The organism is Bradyrhizobium sp. SZCCT0231 (genome assembly GCF_018130245.1).
Classification (GTDB): Bacteria; Pseudomonadota; Alphaproteobacteria; order Rhizobiales; family Xanthobacteraceae; genus Bradyrhizobium; species Bradyrhizobium japonicum_F.
The window spans coordinates 22,217-46,710 of sequence record NZ_JAFCKP010000010.1 but is presented as its reverse complement, the minus strand read 5'-3'; the positions used below and the strand labels follow the sequence as shown (position 1 = coordinate 46,710).

The 24,494-nt window shown below is 60.3% G+C and carries 22 protein-coding genes and 2 pseudogenes; 8 read left to right on the top strand and 16 right to left on the bottom strand.

The window, feature by feature from the left end; translation table 11 throughout:
- Positions 1-8: 8 nt before the first annotated feature.
- The 4 genes from JQ566_RS22255 to JQ566_RS22240 form a co-directional block, all read right to left on the bottom strand.
- Complete coding sequence (locus JQ566_RS22255; protein WP_212375540.1) at positions 9-977, bottom strand: TauD/TfdA family dioxygenase; 969 nt, start codon at positions 975-977, stop codon at positions 9-11.
- The gene (locus JQ566_RS22250; RefSeq protein ID WP_212375537.1) at positions 946-1,701 is read right to left on the bottom strand and encodes a thioesterase II family protein; all 756 of its coding nucleotides are present in this window, start codon (positions 1,699-1,701) and stop codon (positions 946-948) included. The genes JQ566_RS22255 and JQ566_RS22250 overlap by 32 nt, the downstream gene beginning before the upstream one ends.
- A gap of 21 nt (positions 1,702-1,722) precedes the next feature.
- A complete protein-coding gene (locus JQ566_RS22245; RefSeq protein WP_212375535.1) occupies positions 1,723-1,950 on the bottom strand; it encodes an MbtH family protein in 228 nt (75 codons plus the stop codon).
- Between the two features lie 351 nt (positions 1,951-2,301).
- Positions 2,302-4,677, bottom strand: a complete 2,376-nt coding sequence (locus JQ566_RS22240; protein ID WP_212375533.1) for a TonB-dependent receptor — start codon at positions 4,675-4,677, stop codon at positions 2,302-2,304.
- Between the two features lie 505 nt (positions 4,678-5,182).
- Between JQ566_RS22240 and JQ566_RS22235 the strand changes: the two genes are divergently transcribed.
- Positions 5,183-5,368, top strand: coding sequence for a hypothetical protein (locus JQ566_RS22235; RefSeq protein WP_212375532.1), 186 nt, complete (start codon positions 5,183-5,185; stop codon positions 5,366-5,368).
- Positions 5,369-5,661: 293 nt separating this feature from the next.
- On the opposite strand, the gene JQ566_RS22230 is transcribed toward JQ566_RS22235, so the two are convergent.
- From JQ566_RS22230 to JQ566_RS22205, 6 genes are all read right to left on the bottom strand, one after another.
- On the bottom strand, positions 5,662-7,500 hold the full coding sequence (locus JQ566_RS22230) for a sensor histidine kinase (protein ID WP_212375530.1): 1,839 nt from the start codon (positions 7,498-7,500) through the stop codon (positions 5,662-5,664).
- A 196-nt stretch (positions 7,501-7,696) separates the two neighbouring features.
- Positions 7,697-8,065 (bottom strand): response regulator transcription factor, encoded by a 369-nt coding sequence (locus tag JQ566_RS22225; RefSeq protein WP_212375528.1) that lies wholly within the window; start codon positions 8,063-8,065, stop codon positions 7,697-7,699.
- 97 nt (positions 8,066-8,162) lie between these two features.
- Positions 8,163-8,519 carry an HdeA/HdeB family chaperone gene (locus tag JQ566_RS22220; RefSeq protein WP_212375526.1) on the bottom strand — a complete coding sequence of 119 codons (357 nt, stop codon included), beginning with the start codon at positions 8,517-8,519 and terminating at the stop codon, positions 8,163-8,165.
- A gap of 79 nt (positions 8,520-8,598) precedes the next feature.
- The gene (locus JQ566_RS22215; RefSeq protein ID WP_212375524.1) at positions 8,599-10,029 is read right to left on the bottom strand and encodes a DUF1254 domain-containing protein; all 1,431 of its coding nucleotides are present in this window, start codon (positions 10,027-10,029) and stop codon (positions 8,599-8,601) included.
- Positions 10,030-10,081: 52 nt separating this feature from the next.
- The gene (locus tag JQ566_RS22210) at positions 10,082-10,513 is read right to left on the bottom strand and encodes a DUF1254 domain-containing protein (protein WP_249139723.1); all 432 of its coding nucleotides are present in this window, start codon (positions 10,511-10,513) and stop codon (positions 10,082-10,084) included.
- An 81-nt stretch (positions 10,514-10,594) separates the two neighbouring features.
- Complete coding sequence (locus JQ566_RS22205) at positions 10,595-11,272, bottom strand: hypothetical protein (RefSeq protein WP_212375521.1); 678 nt, start codon at positions 11,270-11,272, stop codon at positions 10,595-10,597.
- Between the two features lie 219 nt (positions 11,273-11,491).
- Between JQ566_RS22205 and JQ566_RS22200 the strand changes: the two genes are divergently transcribed.
- From JQ566_RS22200 to JQ566_RS22185, 4 genes are all read left to right on the top strand, one after another.
- Complete coding sequence (locus tag JQ566_RS22200) at positions 11,492-12,601, top strand: HlyD family secretion protein (protein WP_212375519.1); 1,110 nt, start codon at positions 11,492-11,494, stop codon at positions 12,599-12,601.
- Positions 12,602-12,835: 234 nt separating this feature from the next.
- Entirely contained in the window at positions 12,836-13,483 is a 648-nt protein-coding gene (locus JQ566_RS22195; RefSeq protein ID WP_212375517.1) for a response regulator transcription factor, read from the top strand.
- Between the two features lie 138 nt (positions 13,484-13,621).
- On the top strand, positions 13,622-14,083 hold the full coding sequence (locus tag JQ566_RS22190) for a helix-turn-helix domain-containing protein (protein WP_212375515.1): 462 nt from the start codon (positions 13,622-13,624) through the stop codon (positions 14,081-14,083).
- Positions 14,084-14,285: 202 nt separating this feature from the next.
- Positions 14,286-15,275, top strand: coding sequence for a SphA family protein (locus JQ566_RS22185; protein WP_212375819.1), 990 nt, complete (start codon positions 14,286-14,288; stop codon positions 15,273-15,275).
- A gap of 426 nt (positions 15,276-15,701) precedes the next feature.
- Here JQ566_RS22185 and JQ566_RS35045 read toward each other — a convergent pair.
- Positions 15,702-16,241 (bottom strand): annotated as a pseudogene (locus tag JQ566_RS35045) (TAXI family TRAP transporter solute-binding subunit); the annotation flags it as partial.
- A 221-nt stretch (positions 16,242-16,462) separates the two neighbouring features.
- Between JQ566_RS35045 and JQ566_RS22175 the strand changes: the two are divergent.
- The gene (locus JQ566_RS22175; RefSeq protein ID WP_249139721.1) at positions 16,463-16,945 is read left to right on the top strand and encodes a DUF2721 domain-containing protein; all 483 of its coding nucleotides are present in this window, start codon (positions 16,463-16,465) and stop codon (positions 16,943-16,945) included.
- Positions 16,946-17,114: 169 nt separating this feature from the next.
- Here JQ566_RS22175 and JQ566_RS22170 read toward each other — a convergent pair.
- From JQ566_RS22170 to JQ566_RS22150, 5 genes and pseudogenes are all read right to left on the bottom strand, one after another.
- Positions 17,115-17,295: pseudogene (locus tag JQ566_RS22170) on the bottom strand (IS5/IS1182 family transposase); the annotation flags it as partial.
- Between the two features lie 47 nt (positions 17,296-17,342).
- Positions 17,343-18,197 carry a carbohydrate ABC transporter permease gene (locus JQ566_RS22165; RefSeq protein WP_212375512.1) on the bottom strand — a complete coding sequence of 285 codons (855 nt, stop codon included), beginning with the start codon at positions 18,195-18,197 and terminating at the stop codon, positions 17,343-17,345.
- Entirely contained in the window at positions 18,197-19,132 is a 936-nt protein-coding gene (locus JQ566_RS22160) for a carbohydrate ABC transporter permease (RefSeq protein ID WP_212375510.1), read from the bottom strand. Before JQ566_RS22160 ends, JQ566_RS22165 begins: the two co-directional genes overlap by 1 nt.
- Positions 19,129-20,157 (bottom strand): ABC transporter ATP-binding protein, encoded by a 1,029-nt coding sequence (locus tag JQ566_RS22155; protein WP_212375508.1) that lies wholly within the window; start codon positions 20,155-20,157, stop codon positions 19,129-19,131. Before JQ566_RS22155 ends, JQ566_RS22160 begins: the two co-directional genes overlap by 4 nt.
- Positions 20,158-20,238: 81 nt before the next feature.
- Positions 20,239-21,582, bottom strand: coding sequence for an ABC transporter substrate-binding protein (locus JQ566_RS22150; protein ID WP_212375506.1), 1,344 nt, complete (start codon positions 21,580-21,582; stop codon positions 20,239-20,241).
- A 790-nt stretch (positions 21,583-22,372) separates the two neighbouring features.
- On the opposite strand from JQ566_RS22150, the gene JQ566_RS22145 reads away from it, so the two are divergent.
- Together JQ566_RS22145 and JQ566_RS22140 are read left to right on the top strand one after the other, a co-directional pair.
- A complete protein-coding gene (locus tag JQ566_RS22145; RefSeq protein ID WP_212375504.1) occupies positions 22,373-23,374 on the top strand; it encodes an ABC transporter ATP-binding protein in 1,002 nt (333 codons plus the stop codon).
- Positions 23,375-23,526: 152 nt separating this feature from the next.
- Complete coding sequence (locus JQ566_RS22140; protein ID WP_212375813.1) at positions 23,527-24,468, top strand: ABC transporter ATP-binding protein; 942 nt, start codon at positions 23,527-23,529, stop codon at positions 24,466-24,468.
- Positions 24,469-24,494: the final 26 nt, after the last annotated feature.

Below are 24,494 nucleotides of genomic sequence, written 5' to 3'. Positions count from 1 at the left end.
GCCGCCGATCACCCCTGCCGATGAGCTTCCGCCATGGCGACGATCACCTTGCGCGGCCCCTTGAACGGGGCGCGCGCGTGCGCGGTGAGCATGTTGTCGAGCATCACGACGTCGCCGGCCTGCCAGGGAAAGCTGATCTTGTGCCTCTCCAGAACGGTCCGGACCGTTGACAGCGTCTCATCCTCGATCGTCGAACCGTCGCCATAGAAGACGTTGCGCGGCAGATCGGCTTCGTCGTCGACTACGTCGAGCAGACTCTCGCGCACCTCCGGCTCGAGATTGGAGACGTGGAACAAATGCGCTTGGTTGAACCAGACCCAGTCACCGGTGACCGGGTGCTGCGCCGTACCCTGGCAGACCTGGCGCGTGCGGAGCTCGCCATCTTCCTTCCACTCGCATTCGATGTCGTGGCGAGCGCAGTAGGCCTCCACCTCCGATCTGGAGTCGGTGCCGAACACCTGCTTCCAGTCGACGTCGAGCCCGTTGCCGTAGTTACGCACATACATCACGCCCTTCTCGGCGAACCGCTCGCGAATGGCCGGCGGCATGTCGCGATAGATTGCGCGGCTGTCGGCGATCGGCGTCTCGCCGCCTTCCAGCGCCGGCTGCATGCAGTAGAACCAGATCTTCATCGGCCAATCGCGGGTATAGGCCTGCTCGTTGTGCAGCGGGATATGCTGGTGCGGCGGATACTCCGTGGATGTGTAGACCCCCGAGGTCACCTGCGAGCGCGGCGTCGATCCGAACTCGTAGGTCAGCAGCGGGTGACCGAAATCGGCCGCGAAGGCTCGAAACGCATCGGGACCATCGAGCGAGAAATCGCGAAACACGATGCCGCCGCTGTCGGTCAGGTACCGATCGATCGTCGCGCGCAGCATGGGAAGCGCTTCGCCGAGCGCCTGACCGGCCTCACCTGCCCTAAGCAGCATGGGAAGAGTCTTGCCCTCAATGAGTGGCTGGACGGAGAACGCGCTCATGATCCTCGCTCCGATGCAAACCGATCGATCGCCCCGATTGCCGGGCCAGCGCCGCGCCGATCCGGTCGATCAGCTCGGCCTGCTCTGTGTGAATGAAGAAGTGATGCCCGGGCAGAATATCGAGCGTGAATGACGCCGAGGTCTCCTGCCGCCAAGCCTCGAGTGCTTCGCGGCTGGTCTCGTCGTCCGCTCCGCCAAAAACGTGTACAGAGCACGGCAATGGACGCCGCGGCCGGTAGACATAGGCCCCGCACATCAGAAAGTCTGCGCGCAGCACCGGCAGCGCGGATCGCATCAGCTTGGCATTCGACAGCGCCTCGTCGGGCGTGCCCTGGAGATTGCGCAGCTCCTGCATCAGCGCTTCGTCGCTCAAGGGCTGGCGCCACTTGTTGCCGTCCCGTACCGCCGGCGCTTCCGCACCCGAGGCGAAGAGAATGGCCGGCGCAGGCACTCCGCGATCGAGCAGGCCATGTGCGAGCTCGAATGCGATCACGGCGCCGAGGCTGTGCCCGAACAACGCGTAGGGCCCGTCGAGCTGCGCGGCGAGCTCGCCAGCGAGCTGCGCCGCCAGCACGCACGGATCGGTCGCCAGCGGCTCGTCCATGCGCGCACCGCGCCCGGGCCATTCCACCGGCCGAACGTCGATCCACGACGGCAGCAGCCTGCGCCACCGCGCATAGAACATGGCACTGCCGCCGGAGTAGGGCAGACAAAGAAGCCGCATCGAAAGACCATGCTCCGCCGATTACGCCGACTGCTGAGACGCCGCATCGTCCATGAATTTGCGCAAGCTGAGCGGGCGCATGTCGGTCCACACCTGTTCGATGTGGTCGAGACATTCCTTCTTGCTGCCGGTCTTGCCCACCGCTTTCCAGCCGCTCGGAATTTCCTTGAACATCGGCCAGATGGAATATTGCTCTTCGTGATTGACGACGACGGTGAAGGTGACGTCGTCTCTGTCGAACACCATCATGGCGCGATCCCCTTTTCGGAAAGCGAAAGCAGAGACGTTTGACTAGGTCAGAAGCCGACGAGGGTCAAAGCAATATCGACGCGACTCTTTTTAAGACCTCAAAACTGGCGACGCGGAGACACAATGCAACCTCCGCGCTTGCGCGCCAACACGCGGAAAAATATTGGGATTTCGGTGGACGTCGAAGATTGCTGCAATTCTAACTGCGCAGGGAGGAACTTTTCCGACGCGGCATGATGGGGCGCCAAATTTCATTGCACTGTCATCAGCTGCATTGAATAGCCCATGACAAAACAATGCCGCCGCGGATCAACCGCGGCGGCATCAACTCCGTTCGTCCATGAAAGCGATCTAGAAATTGAAGGTGGTAGAAAGCAGATAGGTCCGAGGCGCACCGAGCGTGATGACCCCGCTATAGGCCGAAGCCCAGTACGCCTTGTTGCCGACGTTTTCGATATTTGCGCGCACGACGATCGGCTTTCCGTTCCAGGGCGACGTGAATGTATATCGCGCCCCGATATCAACACGGGTCCATTCCGGTAACGTCAGCGTATTCGTGGCGTTGACGTACTGCGAGCCGGTATAGATGACCTTGCTCGTGAACGTGAGACCGCGAACAAACGGCGTATCCCATTCCGCGCCCATATTGACGTTGACGACGGGCACGCCAATTGCCGTCCTTCCGTCGGTGAGCCCCCCTTGAGTTCTCTCCTGTACCCCGTCGATCAGAGCGACGCCGCCGAGAACACGGATGTCGGGCGTGATCTCGCCGAACACGTTGAGTTCGACACCGCGATTTCTCTGTCTGCCGTTGAGTTGCTGAGACGCTGAGACGCCCGACGCCACTGAGATAATGCTCGGCTGGCTTATGTCGAATACGCTCAGCGTCGTCGTGAAACGCCCTGCATCGATCTTCATACCTGCTTCAGCCTGTTTCGTCTGCGCTGGCGGAAATACGGTTCCGACGTTGCTGTAGTTGCCGGAAACGACGACGGGCGTCTGGAGACCTTCGATGTAGTTTGCGTAGAGCGCGACGTTCTCGACGGGCTTGACGAGAACTGCGTATGCCGGGCTCCAGACCGACGCGTCCTGCTGTGGTCGGCTCGAGGCTGGCGTGAGGAAGTTCGTTACTTCCGAGCCCGCGGTCTGACGACGAACGCCAAGCGTGACTTGAACGCGATTGTTCAGAATCGACATGGTGTCGGAGGCGCCGACGCTCGAAAGGGTCACGCCCGTCTTCTGATTGGCAGATACTGTCGAGAAATTGGGTTTCGCTATGTTGGTCGGTTCTGTGTACAGGTTCCAGAAAATCAGATCCGCGAGAGCATTGTTCGACCGCGTCAAAACCCTCTGATTGTAGGTCCGGTCGTTGATCGAGTAGTTGACGTTCAGCGCATGGTTTACGGGACCAGTGTCAAACGTTGCTCGGATACCAGCCTCACCTGCGAGCGTCTCGAACGTTTCCTTGCCGGCAAACGGCCGCGACCACAAGCCTCCCAACTGGGAGACGCCGGGTGGAGATATCAATGCGCCGGGCGCGACATTGGAGATGTTCGGCGAGGGATAGGCGTAGTTGATATTGCTATCGTGATAACCGAACGCTCCATAGGCGGTCATCCAGTCGGTGACATCCACCTCGCCTCGGGCAGTGGTAAAAAAGTCGGTCGGCGCATAATAGGCCCACGGAACCTGGAAATTCAGTCCGGCTTTTGGTGGCGAAGGAATAACCGTCGTCGTGGCCGGGACATTGAAGAAGCGCAACGGCGGATTCAGGTTGTCAGCCTGGTACCCGATATCGACCGCCGCGCGTACGCGTTCTCCGCGGTAATCGAGGCCCAGAACCGCGTTTCCAAATTCGTCAGTCTGTCGGTTCCAAGGGGTATTGCCGTTCGAGTACGTGCTGTTCAGCCGAACACCCCACTCCTTGTGTTCCCCGTAGCGGCGACTCACATCGACGTTCCCGCCAAACTGCGATCTTGAAGCGTAAGTTGCCGTGAGCTGGGTAATATCGAAGTCGGGCGCATGCTTGGTAATCAGATTGACGCTTCCGCCGACCGCACCTCCGCTCGAAACGCCGGTACCGCCGGCCGTCATCCCATTGAGCAATGCGCTCGGGCCCTTCAGCACTTCAACGCGCTCCACGAAATTTGCGCCCGAAGAATAATATGGAGCGATTCCATAGAGCCCGTTCAGTCCGTAGTCGCCACTGTCATAGTAGAAGCCACGAATGAAGAGACTATCCGCACCACCACCGGCCGCTTGAACGACCCTGACCGAGGGATCGTTGGCGAGAACGTCACGGATCGTGCGCGCTTGTTGGTTCTGTATCAGCTCCGCCGTATAGCTGGTCTGGTTGAACGGCGTGTTCATCACGCCGCGATTGCCGAGCAGACCGAGGCTTCCGCCGGTTGCGACCTGGCCGCCTGCGTAAGCGGGCGGCACCGTGCCGACCGTCCCGGTCGAGGGCACCACATAGGGAACGGGTGCAGCCTGGCGCGGAGCCGCCGCAGCGACAGATCGCTGTCCTCGGGAAGAGCGCGTCGACTGCGATCTCTGGACCGGCTGACGAACTCTCGGCTTGGGAGCATCCACGGTCACGGGCGGCAGATTCGTTTGCGCAAGCGCCTGCCGAAATTCACCCGACGATTCCAGAGACAGCGCGAGATAACTCACTGCTCCCAGCGATAGCGTCCGCACGATCTTCCTGGCCGAGAGTTCACGAGTCATTCCAACACCCCAATTCCCACTCGCAAGCACGTCCCCCGTGCTTCCTAACATACGCGGGTGCTCCGAAAAGGGATTGGGAACTAGAAGTTATCTAAGGTTGCACGACAAAACCCGTCGACCAATCTCGTCGCACGATTTTGAATCCTTCCAGTTTCAACTCGTTCTAATCAACGATCCGCGTGTGACACGCTGGCTATACTCCACCGCTCCGTTCGGAATTCTCCATTCGGCCGAGCAGGCTGCGTATCGTGCGCATGAACATTCCTCGCACCAATTTCTATCAGCTGATCCGGTGAATCGTAATTCGGCTCGTGCAACCCGGGGCTCCTTTGCCAGCTCCCGGGAAAAACATCGCCGACTTCGAACGGGTACCAAAGCGTCCGAAGTAATCGGAGTCACACAGTGGCGCGCCTTGCTCAGAATGTCGCCCCCTTCTGCGTCGAGCGCTCTTCTGAGGTGGGCAGCAGCATCACATCATTTGCGCCATGATTGGGTGGCCCGGACGATGAGCAAGGCGGCAATCGGGACGATCTTTACGAGACCGTTTCGCTCTAACCGGCCCGCACATGCCGCTCGGCGGCTGATCGAGATCGAGTTTGCTGCCGGGGCTCGGATGCAGATCACAGGCATGGTCGACGCGGCGACGCTGAAGGCCGCCGTGGCGGCGCTGGCAGATGGACGCCTACGGTGATCCCCATTGCGTTGGGCGTGCGGGTGTGGATTGCGGCCACACCGATATGCGTAGGTTGCGCGAGCAGCGTACCAAGCTCTCCAGGAACACGACACGACCAAAGCGATCAATTACTGCCTCAGCCGCTGGCGGCTCGCATTACCTCCGGCAGCGGACATCGACTGTTGCTGCGCGGATGTCGGCTAGGGGCTACAATCCGCCCCTCCGCCTGCGCCGCCAATACGTCCGCCAAGGCCCAAAGCGGTAATGAATCGATGTCACGCCGTGCAGGGCGCCACAACCCGATCTGCAGTTCACATCAGCTCTGATGTCGGGCCGATCCCACTCAACGGCAGCCTGAAAGTGAACACGGCACCGCGCATCCGGTTCTCTGCGGTGATATCGCCCCCATAGCTTTCAAGAATCGTCTTGGCGATCGGAAGGCCGAGGCCGGTCCCCTGCGGCTTGGTCGTAACGAACGCATCGAAGATGGATGTTAGCTTGCCTGCGGAAATACCCTTTCCGGTGTCCGTGATCCTTACTTCCACATCGGTATCGCCAAGGCGCTGGGTTCGGATCGTCAGGTTATGAGGAGGCTGTGCCCCCTCCATGGCATCAATGCCGTTCATAACGAGGTTCAGAATCACCTGCTGCAGGTGAATCGGATCGCATCTCACGGGCAACACTTCGTCCGCCAACACAGTGCGTAGGACCATCGCACGCCTCGTGATTTCAGGAGTTACGATCTTGACCACGTCGCGAACCGTGTCGTTCAGATCGCGCGGCCGCAAATCGCCTTCGGTCCGGTTGTTCAACAGATTTCGCAAGCCGAGAATGATTTCGCTCACGCGCTGTTCGTCCCGGACAATGTCGGAGAGGATTGCGTCGACCTGAGCGAGGTCGGGCGGATTGGCCTTGAGCAACATCTGCGCGGCTTCCGTGTTACTCAGGATCGCCCCGAGCGGCTGATTGAGTTCATGGGCAAGGGACGTCGACAGTACATTTGCGGTCGTCACCCGATTGAGGCGGACAACCTCGCGGCGGCGATCGCTTGCGTCGGTCTGCGCAAATTGCCGACGCCGACGCTCAATCAGCAGCAAGGAGATGATCCCGGCCTGCAGCACCAGCGCCGCGATTCCGGCGGTTAGCTGCGAGCGGTATTGCTCCCACATGCCCGGAATACGAAAGTAAACCTCACTTCCCTCCGGCAGAGCTCTCTCGCTGATCTTCCAGCGCTGCAACTCGCGCCAGTCGTAACGTGGCGCAGCAGGCTCGATCGGGGGTGAATTGATTTCGCCCGGCGTCTCTCCATTGAAAATGCGCACCGCGACGCCCGCGGCCTGCCGGCCGATCTCATTGACCTGAGTGAGCGGACCACCAACCAGGCCGGCACCAAAATAGGCGTCGACATAGCTGAATATCGGTGCGTTGGCGACAGCGTGAAGTCTGTCAAACGCCTTGCGTTCTTCATGCCCGACACCTGCGGCGTCCACAGACATCAATCCGAACAGGATAGCGGACCGCGCCGGGAGCGCCGAACACCGCTTCAACATCTCTTCGAAGGAAAGGTCGTTGAGCCATTCGAAGGTTACTCGCTCCTGGAACGGCTTGAGTTCGGTCCGCAACTGGTCGACCCAATATCTTTCGAGCGGCGAACTGCCGAGAATAAACACGACCCGGTCGGTTTCCGGAAGAACGCGCAACATTTGCTCCAGGATGAGTGGAAAGTCGTTGTTGAACGCGACGACCGCGTAGCTGGCAGATGGCCGGTCGGGCGGCGCACGCCGATGCTGAAGGCCGGTGAACAACGCGGGAATCTCGGGAAAGAGCTGCTGGCGATACTTGCGAATGAAATCGGCCGCGGGAGCGCCGTTGGTAATGACCAAATCGAGCTTGCGGTTGGTGAACAGCGTGCTCAGATATTCGACGAAGGGAACGCTGTCGCTGTCCGGATCCCGTGCCGTCGCAAGAGAACTCTCAAAGAAATCGATCGGGCCCGGATACTGGCGTATCAGTTCGTCGTGGACCGACCTTGCAACATCGTTCCAGGGCCCGAGCTCGCGCCCGTAGGAATGCAGAAACAGCACCCGCCTTGGCTCCGACATGGCTTCGTTAGCCATCGTCAGCAACAGCACGGTGAAGCCGAAGACCAATCGGGTTATCATGCTGCACCGCTTGCCAAATTCAATTGTGAACGATTCCAGTAGAACGTCTGACAAATGCGCCGGTGTGCCGCTTGAAGCCTACTCGAACAACTTGAACTCCGCGAGACGAATTATTCGCAAAGCCTCGCATGGCGGCGATTTAGCCGTGCCTCGGGGTGGAATTAACCATAGTACTCTGCGGGCTTCAGGGAGCCTGATTGATTGCATCGATCAACAATTTGGACAGAAATGGCTTTCTGAGATAAGCAATGCATCCCGCATCGAACGCTTCCTGACGGGTTGTTTCATTGTCGATCGCGGTCATGAAGATGACCGGCAGGTCAGTGCCGGACGAAGTCAGGCGGCGCTGCAAATCAATACCGGAAATTCCGCTGAGGTGAATGTCGAGGAGCAACAGGCAATCGGCGTCGCAGCCGGACTTGTCCTCGAGAAACGCTTCCGCCGACCCAAAGGTCCGTACGGGAAAGCCGTGCGCCGACAAGAGCCGGCTCAACCCCTGCAACAGGCTCGGATTGTCCTCGATGACAACAATGGTGCGCACGCAATAGCCCATTCAAGTGAGCCGGACAGAAATAGACCCGGGCGGCGTTGGCGGCCATCAGATTGTTTCGACCAGAAGCTCCGCTTGGTATGCAGTTAGGAATCCTACCTCATGGCTTCATCTCAATTCCCAGCCTTGCCCGCATGTCCTTGAACACTACTGAGATCGCTTCGATGACAAGGTGCCCTGGATTGGCTTTGCAATGCAATATTACCTCATGTTCGGCCTCCTTGCTCTTGCGAATGTCCATGTAATGCTTGCGGGCAAGTCCGTTATACCAGCCACTATACCAAGCGGTCAGCCGGTCTGCGTCCTCCTGCCATGTCCCTGCAAGTTGACCGCAAGTCAGCTTTTGCACGTCGATAAAGCCATTGGCATCAGCATAGGTGTTGAGATCGACCTGAGCGCGACTAGGCAGGATCCCTATCCCACAAAGTATCATCACAGCGGCGACGAGCCTGAGCATTGCCATCTCCCCCGACTACTTTGAACGAGCGCTGGCGTAGCAAGCATCGGCGACGCACACGAAACGCCAGCGCGGTTGATCAGGACACCTTCTTCGCTGGCGGAATCTTCCAGGAACCATTGATGATCGACGGGTTCTTCTCGCTCGGCCAGTACAGCCGCATCATCAGGATGAAATCACCGGCCGGCGCAGGGAGCCAGTTGGACTCCTTGTCCTTGCCTGGCGATTCGTTCTGGATGTAGAGATCGATCGAGCCATCCGGATTCGACTTCAGCTTCTCGCGCGCGCTGATCGAATAGCGGTTGAGCGGATTGTTGATGAAGAAATAGCCGGAATCATACATCGTGAGCGACCAGAATCCCTCCGTCGGGGGCAGCTGCCCCTTGGGAAATCGCATCACGTACTTGTTGGCACCGTTGTACTTGCGGCCCTCGGCATCCTTCTGTGAAGTCGGATAGACAGCATCCTGCGGCCGGTTGGCCCCAAGCCCGATCGCGGTGATGAGGGCGCGCATCAAATAGTCGGTCCCGTAGATGCCGGTCTTGGTCGTGAACGTCCAGCCCTGCTCGTCCGTGACCGCCTTGTTGACCTTGAACTGGAGCATGATCCGGTCGACGGCGATTTCGGGCACCCGCTTGACGAAATCCGCCTTGAGCTTGCTCGCATCGAAGTCCTGACCCGGAACGATACCGAGCCTGGCGAATTTCGCCAGCTGCGGCGCATCCGCCGCCGACGGCGGGTTGTCCTTCATCAGCTTGCATAGCAGCGTGAAGTACGCCACTGCATCCATCCGGTTGACCTGCTCGCGCACCGCCGTCTTCATATCGATCGATGGATCGACCGTCGCCGGCGGCGGCGTATAGGGTTTGCCATACGAGCTCAGCGGCACCAGCCTGAATTCGTCCTGCAGCTTGTGTACCTCAGCGTAATCTTCCGGCGTGCCGGTGCAGTAGATGCGCCCGAGCAACCATACGATGGCCGTGGGCGACTTGTATTCCTTGACCCCGGGCGGCAGCGTGCCCTTCCAGCCTGGGCCGGTGATTGCATAGGTCTGCGCGCCAGTACCTGTGGTGCGCTTGCCCGGCACCTGGAATACGGTGGTCCAGCCATCCAGCATGGGCAACAGGAAATAGCGACCCTTCATATCGGGAGTGCTGAGGACCCACGGCTCCTTGCCGACGTCGAAAAACGACGTCGTGTAAAGCGTGTCGGCGTTCGGCGCAGTAACGTCGCGAAACGATGCATCGGGATATTGCCGCAGCTTGATGATCTGGCCCATCGGTCCGCGTGTCCCGACCGGTGACGCGACGTTGGTGATGACGCGCCGCGTCATCTCCATCGTCACCAGTGGGTATCCAAAGATGTAGGCGTCGGTGGCGAGAATGAAGTCTTCGATGCCCTCGCCGATCCCGAGGAATGAGCCGAATTCGGCACGGCTGATGGTACTCGCAGACGCTCCGGCCAACAGGCTGATGCCGCCGAGGGTGAGGTTGCGTCGAGTGATGTTCATCGGAGGGTTCCTTTCAACTGAGTTTCGTAATGAACTCCGTCAAGCGTGTACGTCAGGTGACTTTCACTGGCGAGGATTCGGAATCCGACATCCAGAGATCGACGACCTCGAACAGATAGAAGCGGTCACCCATGTCGGGGTGGCTGAAGACCTGCGGTTCAGTCAAGTCGAGCCAGGCGAGCGAGTAGAGCGTGTCGGCATTGGGTGCCGAGACACCGCGATAGCCGGCCGGCGGGTAGCGCGGCACGTTGATGAACTGCCCGGGCGGCCCCTTCAGTCCTTCAACCTTCGGCACATTGCTCATCTGAACGCGGGTGACTTCCGTCGTAATGAGCGAATAGCCGTAGACATAGACATCCGTCGCGATCTGTTGCGCTTCCGTCGGCGACACCTGGGCCGCAGCGGGCAAGGTGAGTGCGAGGCTGGAGAGAACGAGGCTGCCAGCAAATGCAGAGACCGTGAATGAACGTCGGGTCGTTGTCATGACTGGGTCCTTTTAGGTTCCGGAAATTTTCTGGAATCTGAAGCGGCGGATGGCGCATGACCATCTGCCGATCGGCCGACGTCAGTAGCAGGGCGGATACGGGTAATAACCGCAGGCCGGACGGGGATAGGCGTAAGCATAGGGGTGGTAGTAGGCAGTTCCGTACGCGGCCGCTCCGACCGCACCGGCATACATCGCGCCCCTGAATGCCGTGCGGCGGGCGACGCCGGCAAACGACAGCGGCGTGAACGGCCGGCCGATGATATCGATGAAAAGCGCGGCGGCGCCGTCGGCACCTGCCAGATCGCCTTCGAGGGTCTGGACGTTGAAGGTGAGCTTGTCGCCCTCGAGCTTCGGGTTCTTCAGCACCACGACGGCGTCCTTGACCGAGCCGTCCTTGCCGAGCACCGACACGGTTGCATTCGGTGGATTCTTGGCAAAGCTGTCGTCGCCCGATCCCCATTCCGCAATCACGTCGGCGGTCGGCTGGTGTCCGGCAGAACGCACCGGGCGATCGGCGAAGATGATCGAGCTCGGCGTCACGCCGATCAGAGTCAGCGTATCCCCCTGCAACGTCGCACCGCGCGAGTTGAGCACGAACAGCGACGGCACGATCTCGGGCTTGGCCTGTCCCGACGCCGCACCGATTGTTTTCATGTTGTGTGGCGCTGGAGCCGTCTGTCCGAAGGCCGCACCTGGCTCAATCAACGCCGAAACCACGAGCAATCCCGCAATTTGTGCCAGCCTTGCACGCTTCATGTCTGTCTCTCCTGTTGCGACCTGGGTGACCACTTTTTGGATTGTCACGCTCGTCCACGACTATGAGGAGGCCGCGCGAGATCGGCTATGCAAAAACCAGCAGCGCAGAGAACTTGCGGAGGTGATTATGGAGTTTCTCGCCGCGGCCGATTTCGCATAGCGCGTCGCGGCGCAACTCCGGCAAATGAGCGGTTGGCCGCGAAACGACAGGGGCCCGCCGTGATTATTATCCTGTGCCTTTATGTATTCGCGATGTGGGCGGTGTTTTCGAAGTTCAAACTGGTCCGATGGAGCTGGCCGTCGGGGACGATTTCGATACTGACCGGCGTGCTCATTCTCGCAACCTTCATGGCGTTGTTCAATTATCTCACGCCCTCGGGCAAGGTCACCGTCACCGGCAGGGTCGTCGAGATAGCTCCGAACGTTTCCGGGGAAATCGTGGCTATTCCGGTCAAGCCGAACCTGCCTGTGAAGATCGGTGACGTGTTGTTTCAGATTGATCCGGCTCCTTTCCAGTACAAGGTCTCACAGTTGCGGGCATCATTGGCCGCGGCGCAGCAGCAGACGCAGGTGCTGAAGTCCAATTACGAGCAGGCCACCGCGAACGTCGCCGGTCTCGAAGCGCAGCAAAAATACAATGCAAAGCGCCTCGACGACATCCATAGGCTATATGCAAGCGGGGCCAACACCGAGTTCAAGGAACAGGACACCCAAGTTCAATACGAGACTGTGACAGCTCAGCTCAATGCTGCCAAGGCAACCCAGCAAAGCGCCAAACTGGCGCTGGACTCGGAGATCGGCGGTATCAACACATCGGTCGCCCAAATCCAGGCACAGCTCGATCACGCCACCTGGGAGCTATCGCAAACCAGCGTTCGAGCGCCTGCCGACGGATATGTCACCATCGTCGCGCTCGCGGTTGGTGACCGCGCGACGCAGGTCCGTTCGACGATGTCGTTTATCGTCGAGAAGGAGATCACAATTGTCGGGATATTCGCGCAGAATGGCTTTCAGACCATCAAGGTTGGCGCACCCGTCGACATCGTATTCGACAACGTGCCCGGACGAATCTATCACGCGAAGATCATGGCCATTCCAAAGGGGATCGGCCAGGGCCAGATCGCCGTCTCCGGGACGCTTGCCCGCACCACGGCGCTTGGCGGCACGACCGCCTTCCCAGCGGAAATATCCTTGCCCGACGAAATGAGCCGCGACTCGCTGCGCCTGGGAATCTCGGGAAACGCCACGGTATTTGCCGCGAATGCTGGCGTCATCGGCCTGTTGGCATCAATTCTGGTATGGGTCAGCTCCTACACGGCCTACTTGTAACCAGCCCCGCTCGGTTGGCACAAACTGCACATTCCGTTAGTCAGGCACAGACTTGCATATTGCATACATGCACGCTCCGCGTTGACCGCCCGGGGCCACCAGCCTATTCTCGCGTTGCCGGTTTCTCCTTGCTTACTGCGTGCTTGGTCGGGATTTGGCGCGCCCGCGGCAAATCGTTTCCGGAGACTGTTCGGGACTTGGCCGGTGGGCCACCACGAGGGTGAGAGATTGGGAATGGCGGGCGCGCCCATAGTTCATATCGTGGACGATGACGCATCGTTTCGCAGCGCGATTTCCCGGGTGTTGAAAGCTTCAGGCTATGCCGTTGCCGAGTACGATTCGGCAGCGAGCTTTTTGCAAGCCATCACCGACGCCGAGCCGGGCTGCCTTCTCCTCGACGTGCAGATGCCCGCATTCGGTGGCCTGGAGCTTCAGCAGGAGCTGGCGAAACTGTCGCATCACTGGCCGATCATCTTCATGACCGGTCACGGCGACATTCCCACGAGCGTTCGCGCCATCAAGGCCGGCGCAGAGGACTTTCTCTCCAAGCCGATCCCCAAGCAGACGCTGCTGGAAGCGGTCGAGCGCGCGCTGTCGCGCTTCAGAGAGGTTCAGCGGAATCAGGGCCGGCTCGATGCGTTAAAGGCGCTGATTGCGAAACTAACTCCCCGCGAGAGCGAGGTGTTTGCGCTGATGGTCCGCGGCAAGATGAACAAACAGATTGCCCATTCGCTGGGTACCTCCGAGCGAACCATCAAATACCATCGTCAGATGATCATGCAAAAGCTTCAGGTTGGCTCGTTTGCGGAGGCAGTCTCTGTGGCGGAGCGCGCCGGCATGCTGACGCCTGAGCCCTCCCCTGACGTCACGAGCGCTTCATAACCATCGCCAGGTGAGTGCCTAGGGCCGCTTGGCTAGGGACCGTTTGCCCCCAGGTACAGTAGCGCGCCACCGCGGCATGATGCTGTGTTGCCCTCAAGTCCAGCGCTTTCACCGCGATCGCAGAATCGGGGGCATTAGATGACTATCCGTTATTGGTCAGAAAGCCTTTCAGACGTTTCCTGCCAATCAACCAGCAGAAGCTCGCGCGATCTCGTCGGCCGGGCCGAGGCGATCGCTCTCGCAGAACCCGACTCGCCGCTGCACATTTCGGCTCTCTGCAACGCCCTCGCCGTCAGCGAGCGCACGCTGCGCAAGGCATTTCATACCGTGCACGGCGCTCCCCCCTGCCGCCATCTCCGCATGCAGCGGCTGTCGCAGGCAAGGCTCGCGCTTCTGTCCGCCGACGGCAATCTTGCAACGGTAACCGAGATCGCCACCCTTTTCGGCTTTGTGGAATTGGGCCGATTCTCGGTCGAATACCGCAGGGTGTTTGGCGAAAGTCCTTCGAAAACTCTGCAGCGGGGTGCCACAGGTCAGGCCCATGCCGGCGGCCGGGAGCTGCCTTCAGCGAAATTGCAAACCGCTACAACTCTAGCGTGACCTTGCTGCGACAGATGAGGACGAAATTCAGAACCCGGCCGAATTTGCATAGCGTTGGCCCGAGATGAGACGTCCAATGGCTGCGCTTATGCACGCCGCCGTCGACAGGGACACGCAAATGACGCGCAATAGTTGGCAAACAAGAAGCATCCTCCGTCTTCAGCACGGAGCCAAGGTCTTTGCGATCGCGGCGCTCGCATCGATGCCCGGCGTGGCGCACGCCGACGAAAGCGGCGTTTCCTACTGGCTGCCCGGACGGTTCAGCAGTCTCGCCGCGACGCCACAGGTGCCCGGCTGGTCGATGGCTGTCGTCTATTATCACACCACTGTCGGGGCATCCGGCGCGACAGCGGCGGCGAGAGAGATTCAGATCGGCAGGATCCCGGCCAACGTCAACGTCAATCTGAACCTGAATTTGAACGCGCAGGCCGATCTCATTCTGCTCAATCCTACCTATACTTTTGCAACGCCGGTGCTTGGCGGACAACTGGCCATCGGCGTGACCGGCCTGTTCGGGCGTTCGAGCGCCAGCCTCGACGGCACGCTGACGGCAACACTCGGCCCGCTGGTGGTGAACCGGACCGGCTTCATCCAGGATTCCATCACATCGGTGGGTGACCTATATCCGCAGGCCACGCTGAAGTGGAATGCCGGCGTGCACAATTTCATGACCTATCTGACCGGCGACATTCCCGTTGGCGCCTACAGCTCGACCCGCCTTGCCAATCTCGGCATCGGCCATGCCGCCATCGATGGAGGGGGCGGCTACACCTATTTCAACCCGGCGGCGGGCCTGGAATTTTCGGCCGTTGCAGGATTGACGTATAATTTCAAGAATTACGACACCAATTACCAGAACGGGATCGACTTCCATGTCGACTGGGGAATGTCGCAATTCCTCTCCAAGCAGTTCTTCGTCGGTCTTGTCGGGTATGGCTACCAGCAGATCAGTGATGATTTCGGCCAAAATCCGATCCTGGGAGGTTTTCGGTCGCGCGTGCTCGGCATCGGCCCTCAGGCCGGCTTCCTGTTTCCCGTCGGCGACATGCAGGGATACCTCAACCTGAAAGCCTATGGCGAGTTCGAGGCGCAGAACCGGCCGTCCGGCTGGAATGCCTGGATAACGTTCGCGGTATCGCCGATGGCGCCGACCAGCACCGTAACGCCGACCAAGCATCGAATCGTGAAGTAAAACGACAGGGTACTGTCGGGAGACCGCTGTCGATCGGACCAACGTTCGGCGGTGGCTCATCAGATACTGCAGCCTGTGGGACGCGAGGCCAAGCGCAGCCATTTCGGCGCTCTCGCTCGCGTTCCTGGCGAGCTCGCTCTTCAGGATGCTGTCGATCCGTTTCTCGATGGCCTCCAGTTCCGCTTCGCTCGTCGCATTCCTGATCTCGTTGCCGAGTTCGTAAAGCGGCTCCAGCTTGCTCTCGGATCCGGTGCCGGATCGGGCGAAACGCCAGGCTGCCACGAGAACGGAGATCAGCGAGCCCAGCAGCAGCGAAGCGTAATAGAGCTTGTCATCGTATTTATCGAAGAAACTCTGCTGATTGCCGTTGTAGTAAGTCGCAGCGCCCGGATGGATCGGGATCAGCGCATTCGCATCCGTGCTTGGCGCAGCGGCCTGGGCGAGTACCGGAAACTGCGACAGCAGATCCCGCTTCGCATCGACCAGCGACTGCGTCAGGTCGGTGATCGCGTCGGCATTGACCGACTTGTTGGCGACGAGAAAGTACGACAAACGCAGCGACGTCAGGTCGTCCGAAGGGATCGGCGGCGCCCCCTGCAAGGTGCCTTTCGGGATGTCATAGCTCTCGTAGTACTGCGCGACGTTGGCGACCGCGCCGGCCGACTCGATTTCGATCAGCTTTGGTGCCGGCCCTTTTTTGCGCTCCTGCCGAAAGAATTGCCTGACCTTGGCGAGGTATTTTTCTGTCAGGGGAATAATCGCAAGCAACGCATGAACTTTTCCCGACGCGAGCGCCGCTGCGGCGTCATTGGCGGCAACATCCTGAAATCTGACCCCGGCGCGGTCGAATTGATACACCTGCTTTAACGCCTCGACTGCCGGCTGGTTGATCGCTCCGCCGATGACACCGATCGTCGTATTCCGGAGATCGCCCAGACTGTCGGCTCTCGCAGCCGACGAGGTCATGATCAAGACCACGCCGTGAGTCAGGAGCAATACGCTCCTGGCATCCGCTAGACCGCCCCTATGCAGATTCAGGCGCTTGGAATGACCACTCGCCGGTTATGACAGTTCAATATTTGACCATCGATGCTTCGCTGCCGAACTTGCATAGTCATTTAACCCGGTCGCCGGTATTTTGCGGGTTCTCTTTTCGCAAGTGATGCGCGCGTCGTTTCAATAAGAGTATGACGACGGCCAAACTCCTGTGCACGTTTCACTCGGCCGGAACCTCGATGATTCCCGATACGCCGTCCATAAGTCAGCTGGCGCATGTCATTTCACAGGCGGCGGCCCCGGCGTTTCTTCTCGGCGCACTTGCTGCGTTCATTGCATTGCTCATCAACCGCCTGAATCGGATCGTCGACCGGACTGCGTTCCTGAACGGAATCCCGGAGCACGATTCGGCGCGGGTGCGACTCAAGGCCGACCTGCCACGTCTGATGCGGCGCGCCGCCATGATGAACCGCGCGGTCTTTTGGGCCGTGGTAGCGAGTATCGCCGTGACGCTGCTCATCATCGTGGCCTTTGTGACTGCGTTCCTTCAGCTTCCGCATGAGTATGGCGTTGCGGTCTTCTTTCTGATCTCGCTTGGTGCGTTTACCGCCTCGCTGATCGATTTTGCCCGCGAGGTCAGGATCGCACTGAGCGAATACGACCACCATGCCTGACGCGCCTCGCTGCCCCTCCATGGTCACAAATCATGGGTATCAGCGTCAATTCTGCCACGGATCAAGCAAACGTGCGTAAGCAGGCGCCACCGGTCGACATTCCCGGCTCAGGAAGGCACATCCGCTCCACGCTCGAAAGCAGACCGCCTCACGACACATGCAGATGTCCGCTTTCAATCTGCGCCAGCCTCCGCCGCATCTTGGCCTGGGTGAAGTTCCGATCTCACGTTGACGGCCTTGAACTTGCTGCCGTCGATCGCAACGCTCGCTTCGCTGAACAGCTCGAGGCGTCGGCATAGCACCACGAACTCACGGCAGACCTTTCCGATGAGCTGCGCGCCGGCATCCTTCACCTGTTCCTGATCCGACATGCTCGCGCCCGACATGCGCCGCCGCCCTATTTCACCGCCCCCACCGTAAAGCCGGCCACGAAGCGGTCGACGAAGAGATCGTAGATGACCGCGATGGGAACGCTTGCGATCAGGCAGGCACCCATCATCGAGCCCCAGAAATAGACGTCGCCGCGCACCAGGAAGGTCGGCACGCCGACGCTGACGGTGTAGCTCGATGCCGAGGTGATGAATGTGACGCCGTAGACGAATTCTTGCGTCACCAGCGTGAAAGCGAAGATAACCGCCGTCAGCACCCCGGCGAGCGAGATCGGCATCACCACCTTGACGAACGCGCCGAACCGCGAAAGCCCGTCGATCATCGCCGCATCCTCAAGATCACGCGGGATCGCCTTGAAGAATCCCATAAGCAGCCAGGTGCAGAACGGCACCGTGAAGCTCGGATAGACGAGCACCAAGGACCACAGCGAATCCTGCAGGCCAAGCGTCGCGATGATGCGCGCGAACGGAATGAACAGGATGGTCGGCGGCACGAGATAGGTTAGAAAGATTGCAATGCCGAGCGTCTGCGCCCAAGGGCCGGCCATTCGCGCGAGCGCGTAGCCCGCCGGCACCGCCAGTACAAGCGTAATGAGGACGACCGCGATCCCCACCACGCCCGTATTGATCAGCCATTGCAGATACTGGGTGTCCTGAAACAGCACGACGAGATGCTCGAGCGTCGGCGGCTCGTTGAACAGGAACGGGTTCTTGCTGACGTCGTGCAGATCGATCGTGGTCTTGAACGTCGTCATCAGCATCCAATAGAACGGAAATGCGAGGAACGTGATGAAGAAGACAAGGATGCTGGCATGGCCGCCGGCCCTGGCGATGCGCACCAGCTTGAACGAGCGGCGCGTCATCACGTCACCTCCGAGCGCCGCGCAAGCAACAGGAACACGATCGCCACCGCCACCAACACCGGGAACAGGAACAGCGACACCGCCGCACCTCCCGCAAGATCGCCACCCTGAATGCCTGTGAAGAAGGCCCAGGTCGCAAGCACCTGAGTCTGGTCATAGGGCCCGCCGCGGGTGAGCAAGAACACCACGATCATGTCGGTGAAGGTGAAGACGATCCCGAACAGCACGGCGACGAGCGTGATCGGCAGCAGCAGCGGGAATGTGATCTGCAAGGTGCGGCGCCAGAAGCCGGCGCCGTCGACAGCGGCGGCGTCATGGATGTCCTGGGGAATCGAGGTGAGCCCTGCAAGCAGGATCACGGTGGCGAGCGGCACGATGCGCCAGATCTGCACAACGATGATCGAGGCCATGGCGAGATTGGGCTGGCCAAGCCAGATCGGCCAATCGTTCGGTCCGAGAATGCGCAAGGCCTGCCCAGTCCAGTTGATCACCGAATAGATCGAATCGTAGATCCATAGCCAGCCGATTGCACCAAGCGAAATCGGAGCGACCCAAGGCAACAGGATAAGCAGGCGCACCAGCCACTTGCCGCGGAAATCGGCCGATAGCGCCATTGCAAGGATATTGGCGAAAACAAGCACGAAGAATTGTGAGACGATCGTGAAGATGAGGGTGTTCTTGAGCGCGATCCAGAACGTGTTGGATGCCACCACGCGGTGGAAGTTCTCCAGGCCCACGAAGTTCATGCTTCGGCTGCCGACAGTGACATCGGAGACGCTGTAGAACAGCGAGAGAAGAAACGGAAAGCCGACCAGCAATACGATGTAGAGGATCGCTGGCGCGAGCATCAGCGGCCACAACAGGCGCTCGTTGTCGGCAAGCCGCGTGCGCCAGCCCGCTTTCGCGGTGACGGCGTTAGCGGTTGCCGTCGTCATCGCCCGCTCCCGTCGATGTGCCGGCCGCTATTCCGGTCGAAGCGATGGATCTCGCGCCTGCGCACCACGAAATCGTAGCGCTCGCCTGCGACGATTTCGGCGCGGATGTTGTTCGGCATCTTCGAGATCACATGCGCCTCGGCCGTACGGCCTTCGAGCACGCCGTAGACCAGCCGATCGGCGCCCAGATATTCGACGCGGGTGACACGGAAGGGAAAGCCGACACTGTCGTCCGAATTACCCACCTCGCGCGGCAGAAACGCCTCCGGCCGAAAGCCGAAATAGGAGGCGCCCTCCTCCACCAGATTCATCGGCGGCGAGCCGATGAAAGTGGCGACGAAGGTGTCCATCGGCTTGCCGTAAATCTCCTGCGGCGTTCCGATCTGGATCACCTTGCCCTGGTTCAGCACTGCAATGCGATCGCCAAGCCCCATGGCTTCGGCCTGATCATGGGTGACGTAAATGGTGGTGGTGGCGAGGTCTCGCTGGAACTGCTTGAGCTCGTCGCGGGCGGAATTCCGCAACTTGGCGTCGAGATTGGACAGAGGCTCGTCGAGCAGGAACACCACTGGTTCACGCACTACCGCGCGTGCGAGCGCCACGCGCTGACGTTCGCCGCCGGAGAGCTGGCGCGGCTTGCGATCGAGGAAACGCTCGATCCCGAACATGCGCGCGGCCCATTCCACCTTCTTGCGGATCGCGTCCCTTTGCATGCCGACCGCGCGCAGCGGAAACGAGATGTTCTTCGCGACCGTGAGATGCGGATACAGCGCGTAGCTCTGGAACACCATCGCGACATTGCGCGCGCGCGGCGGCAGGTCGGTGACGACGCGGCCGTCGATGACGATGTCGCCCGCAGTCGGCTGTTCGAGTCCGGCGATGAGCCGCATCAACGTGGTCTTGCCGCAGCCGGAGGGGCCGAGCAGGACGAGGAATTCGCCTTCGCGCGCGAGGAGGTCGATGCCGTCGACCGCGCGCACCTCGTCAAAATGCTTCGATATGTGCCGTGCTTCGACCGTCGCCATGAATGCCTCTCGGCTCTCTCGCGTCGGCGTCAAACGGGGCCGAGGCGCCGCCGGGCCCCGCCGTTCACAATGCGCGCGCGATCAGATCATCCCGCGCTCTTTCCACTTCGCCCAGATCGCCTTCATCTTGGTATCGAGCTTCTTCAAGGCGTCTTCGGGCGTCTCCGCGCCGGTCGCCGCCTCGGCGAAGGCGGTGTTGAGCAGCCAGGTCTGGTACGTGTCGGAAATGGGCGCAGTGGAGTAGCCGGGATAGCCAATGTTTGTCGCCCAATCGAGCACGTCTTCCAGCACCGCGTACTTGTCCGGCGGCACCGCCTTCTTGTCGTTGGAGATGAGCTGCTTGAGGTCTGGCACGGTCTGAGGGAAGCACGGGAAGTTGTAGAACTCGCTGGCCAGGAAGGCTTCCTTGAAGTTGGCAATGTAGTCGACCAGGAATTTCTGCGCGCCCGGGATATTCTCCGCGAACTTCCAGATCACGTAGCAGTCCATCACATGCTCGAGGCCCATGCGGCGCACAGGACCCTTGGCGGCCTTGGCAACAGCGATCTTCTCGTGAATCGCCATCTTCTGATTCTCTCCGGTGCGCGTCACCGAGATGGCGTTCAGCACCAGCGAGGAGCGGCCGGCGAGCATCTGCCGGTTGTTGGAGGAGGCATCCCAAGCCAGAACTTCCGGCGTCATGCAGTCCTCAAAGAGTCCCTTAACGAAGCGCAGCGCCTCCAGCGTGTTCTTGGAATTGACGGTGAGGTTGCCGGCCTCGTCCTGCTCATGCGCGCCGAACGAATACATGATCGCGCGCATGGCCACGCCGGTGTCGATCTCGGCCGAGAGACCGATGCCGACCGGAATACGGGTCTTGTCCTTGATCTTCTTCCCGCCGACACGGATGTCGTCCCAGGTGTCCGGCTTCATGCCAATGTCACCCCAGAGATCGGTGCGGTAGTTCACCGGGTCCGGCACGTAGCTGTCGGAGAAGGCAAAGTATCTCTTGGTCTTCGGGTTGTAGGAGCTCTTGATACCGAGATCGATCGCCTTGCCGTTCACCTTTTCGCATTCGGCATAGACCTCGTTCATGGGTACAACCTGATCCTCGAACACCGAAGGCGGCATCAGGAACATGAAGAGGTCGTGGCCTTTCTGGGCCGACACCTCTGCTGCGGCGCGCGACTCGAGGAGAGCAAGATTGATGTTGTCGACGATCACCTCGGTGTCGTTCTTCTTGCCCCATTCCTTGGTGTAGGTGTTGTTGAACCATCGGTCGTAGCCTGGGACGAAGTGGCTCCATTGCAGGATTTTCAGTGTCTTGGCGGCCCGAGCAGGCGTGACATGGAAGAACGGGCCGATACTTGCGGCGATGCCCGCGGCAGTCGCCGTCTTGATCGCATCGCGGCGCGATAGCCGACGATGAGGCTTCTGGCTTTCCATGGATGTCCTCCCTATCGGTACATGAGCGGACTTGCCGCTCAAGCCCCCCTTGGTTGCGGGGTCATTTTCATTCCGGCGCGTCCTTCGAACGGGACGGGCCTTCAGGCAGTGCCAACCGATAATTCCGGACTTGCTCAAATAATTACGTTTCGAGGATGCTCCTTTCGCCGGTTGCTGACAAGCAACAGCCGACAGCAGACGCACCTGCTCCGGCGCCGCAAGACACGTCTATGGTCTACGATGTGGCCCCGCCCTCGAAGAGCCCTGTCGAGGTTGCCGATTTTGGCCGGACCATGCGGGAAATCATACCCGGTGGGAGATCCCGTTCTGGAGGCCAACATTCAATCCGTGGTGGACCACATCGAGATCGACGTCCACACATCGCATTCTCGGCGACAGATCATGTGGAGCAGCATCGCTGGACCTGGACCAGCCAAGGCAACTACGTCCAGGTAAGGGAGCCTGACCTAACGCTGACTGGATGCCGTGAAAGGGGTTGGGTAGCTCTCTGTCCGGCGGGATGCCTGCTCCGTACCGTCGCGAACGTGCTCCCGATTGGGCCGATCGTTCGCAAGTGCAAACAATGCCCGGTCGCGAACTCGCGACACCAGTGATCCACCAGCCGAGCAAATGCAGCCAAGACCTTAGTCTAAATTGTCGTAGGGCCACACGATTAGATTTGACTTGCAGCCGGGAGATTCGAAGAATCAAGACGCAAATCTAAATAGAAGCGGTCAGGCCAAACGGCCGAAAGGCCATCTGTGCATCGACGGATGACGAGAGGCGCGAGGTGTCCAGGCTTCTCGAGATAGATAGTTTGCAAACCTACTTCTTCTCGGCGGCAGGTGTGGTCAAGGCCGTCGACGGTATCAGCGTCCACGTCGATCAAGGCGAGACGATCGCAGTCGTGGGCGAATCCGGATGCGGCAAGTCCGTCAGCGCGCTCTCGATCCTGCGACTTGTGGCCGATCCTCCCGGCCGAATCATCGGTGGCAGTATTCGCTTCCAGAACAGGGACCTGCTCAAGCTGAGCGACGAGGAAATCCGCAAGATCCGAGGCAAGGACATTGCCATGGTGTTTCAGGAGCCGATGACCTCACTCAATCCGGTCCTGACGATCGGCCGGCAGCTCACCGAGACCATGGAGCAGCACCTCGACATGACCCACGATCAGGCGATCGCGCGCGCGATCGAGTTGTTGGGCATGGTGGGAATATCGGATCCGGAGCGTCGACTGAGGCAATACCCGCACCACTTCAGCGGCGGCATGCGCCAACGCGTGATGATCGCCATGGCCTTGTGCTGCGAGCCCAAGCTCATCATCGCCGACGAACCGACAACTGCGCTCGACGTGACGGTTCAGGCACAGATTCTCGAGCTGATGAAGGATCTGACGCAGCGTCTGGACGTGGCGCTGATCATCATCACCCACAATCTCGGTATCGTCGCGCGCTACGCTGACCGGGTCAATGTCATGTACGCGGGCAGGATCATCGAGAGCGGAACTGCACACGACATCTTTCATCATCCCCACCATCCATACACGCTGGCGCTGCTGCGTTCGGTGCCGCGCATGGATCGGCCGCGCCGGGGCCGGCTTGATCCGGTGGAAGGACAGCCGCCCGACCTTTCGCGCCTCGGCGCAGGCTGCTCGTTCTACCCGCGCTGCAGCTTTGCCGTGGCGCGCTGCGCAAGCGAGTCGCCTCCGTTGGAGCGGATCGACGGCGGCCATCATCTCGCAGCATGTTGGGAGGCAGCCAAAGTTGCCGGATCGCTGACGAGGCCGTCATGACCCCCATGGAGTCAACCGGCGCGGTATGGCAGAGCGTCCAGGCGGCGGTACAGGCATCGACCGTCGCGGAAGACGTTGCGCTCGAGCACGGGCGGCAATCCAAATGGCGCATCGACCTGGCGCCGGAACTGGTCACGGTCCGCAACCTGACGATGCACTTTCCGGTGACCGAGGGCGCTCTCTTCTCCAGAGAGATCGCGCACGTGAAGGCTGTCGACGGCATCAGCTTCACCATCCGCAAAGGTGAGACGCTCGGATTGGTCGGCGAGTCGGGTTGCGGCAAGACCACCACGGGCCGGTGTATCCTGCGGCTCGAGCATCCGACCGGAGGCGAGATCCTGTTCGACGGCAAGAACCTGGTCGACCTCGATCAGAAATCGATGCGGGCCCTGCGGCAGAAGATTCAGGTCATCTTTCAGGATCCTTACAGCTCCCTCAATCCGCGCATGAAGATCGGGCAGATCATTTCCGAGCCGATGAAGGTGCACCGGACCGAACCGACCAAGGCAGCGCGTGATGCGCGCGTCACGGAATTGCTCCGCCTGTGCGGCCTGGATCCCAGGTTTGCCGACCGCTACCCCCACGAGATGAGCGGCGGCCAGCGTCAGCGCGTCGGCATCGCACGCGCCCTTTCGGTGCGCCCGGAATTCATCATCTGCGACGAGGCGATCTCGGCTTTGGACGTGTCGATTCAGGCACAGATCGTCAATCTGCTGGAGGATCTGCGGGACCAGTTCGGACTGACCTATCTGTTCATCGCGCACGATCTCAGCATCGTTCGCCACCTCTGTCATCGCATCGCCGTCATGTATCTCGGCAAGATCGTCGAACTGGCGGATTGCGACGAGTTGTACGGCAATCCTCTGCATCCCTATACTCAGGCGCTTCTCGCGGCCGTGCCGGTGCCGGACCCGGACCTGGAGCGGATGCGCGGCCGCCGAATCGTAAAGGGCGAGGTGCCGAGCCCGATGAATCCGCCGAAGGGATGCGTGTTTCATCCGCGCTGCCCGCTTGCGATCGATAGCTGTGCGAAGAACGTCCCGGAGTTCAGAGAACTGCGGCCAGGCCACTGGGTGGCTTGTTCCGTGATCTGAAAGCCCTCGCAAGAAGGGGCGATCGG

What these genes read in the sequence shown, in the direction of transcription:
- JQ566_RS22190 (WP_212375515.1), top strand. Translation starts at nt 13,622, where the DNA reads ATGACTATCCGTTATTGGTCAGAAAGCCTTTCAGACGTTTCCTGCCAA.
- JQ566_RS22195 (WP_212375517.1), top strand. Translation starts at nt 12,836, where the DNA reads ATGGCGGGCGCGCCCATAGTTCATATCGTGGACGATGACGCATCGTTT.
- JQ566_RS22250 (WP_212375537.1), bottom strand. Translation starts at nt 1,701, where the DNA reads ATGCGGCTTCTTTGTCTGCCCTACTCCGGCGGCAGTGCCATGTTCTAT.
- JQ566_RS22205 (WP_212375521.1), bottom strand. Translation starts at nt 11,272, where the DNA reads ATGAAGCGTGCAAGGCTGGCACAAATTGCGGGATTGCTCGTGGTTTCG.
- JQ566_RS22215 (WP_212375524.1), bottom strand. Translation starts at nt 10,029, where the DNA reads ATGAACATCACTCGACGCAACCTCACCCTCGGCGGCATCAGCCTGTTG.
- JQ566_RS22245 (WP_212375535.1), bottom strand. Translation starts at nt 1,950, where the DNA reads ATGATGGTGTTCGACAGAGACGACGTCACCTTCACCGTCGTCGTCAAT.
- JQ566_RS22220 (WP_212375526.1), bottom strand. Translation starts at nt 8,519, where the DNA reads ATGCTCAGGCTCGTCGCCGCTGTGATGATACTTTGTGGGATAGGGATC.
- JQ566_RS22140 (WP_212375813.1), top strand. Translation starts at nt 23,527, where the DNA reads ATGCACTTTCCGGTGACCGAGGGCGCTCTCTTCTCCAGAGAGATCGCG.
- JQ566_RS22240 (WP_212375533.1), bottom strand. Translation starts at nt 4,677, where the DNA reads ATGACTCGTGAACTCTCGGCCAGGAAGATCGTGCGGACGCTATCGCTG.
- JQ566_RS22185 (WP_212375819.1), top strand. Translation starts at nt 14,286, where the DNA reads ATGCCCGGCGTGGCGCACGCCGACGAAAGCGGCGTTTCCTACTGGCTG.
- JQ566_RS22165 (WP_212375512.1), bottom strand. Translation starts at nt 18,197, where the DNA reads ATGACGCGCCGCTCGTTCAAGCTGGTGCGCATCGCCAGGGCCGGCGGC.
- JQ566_RS22235 (WP_212375532.1), top strand. Translation starts at nt 5,183, where the DNA reads ATGAGCAAGGCGGCAATCGGGACGATCTTTACGAGACCGTTTCGCTCT.
- JQ566_RS22175 (WP_249139721.1), top strand. Translation starts at nt 16,463, where the DNA reads ATGACGACGGCCAAACTCCTGTGCACGTTTCACTCGGCCGGAACCTCG.
- JQ566_RS22155 (WP_212375508.1), bottom strand. Translation starts at nt 20,157, where the DNA reads ATGGCGACGGTCGAAGCACGGCACATATCGAAGCATTTTGACGAGGTG.
- JQ566_RS22225 (WP_212375528.1), bottom strand. Translation starts at nt 8,065, where the DNA reads ATGGGCTATTGCGTGCGCACCATTGTTGTCATCGAGGACAATCCGAGC.
- JQ566_RS22210 (WP_249139723.1), bottom strand. Translation starts at nt 10,513, where the DNA reads ATGACAACGACCCGACGTTCATTCACGGTCTCTGCATTTGCTGGCAGC.
- JQ566_RS22160 (WP_212375510.1), bottom strand. Translation starts at nt 19,132, where the DNA reads ATGACGACGGCAACCGCTAACGCCGTCACCGCGAAAGCGGGCTGGCGC.
- JQ566_RS22255 (WP_212375540.1), bottom strand. Translation starts at nt 977, where the DNA reads ATGAGCGCGTTCTCCGTCCAGCCACTCATTGAGGGCAAGACTCTTCCC.
- JQ566_RS22150 (WP_212375506.1), bottom strand. Translation starts at nt 21,582, where the DNA reads ATGGAAAGCCAGAAGCCTCATCGTCGGCTATCGCGCCGCGATGCGATC.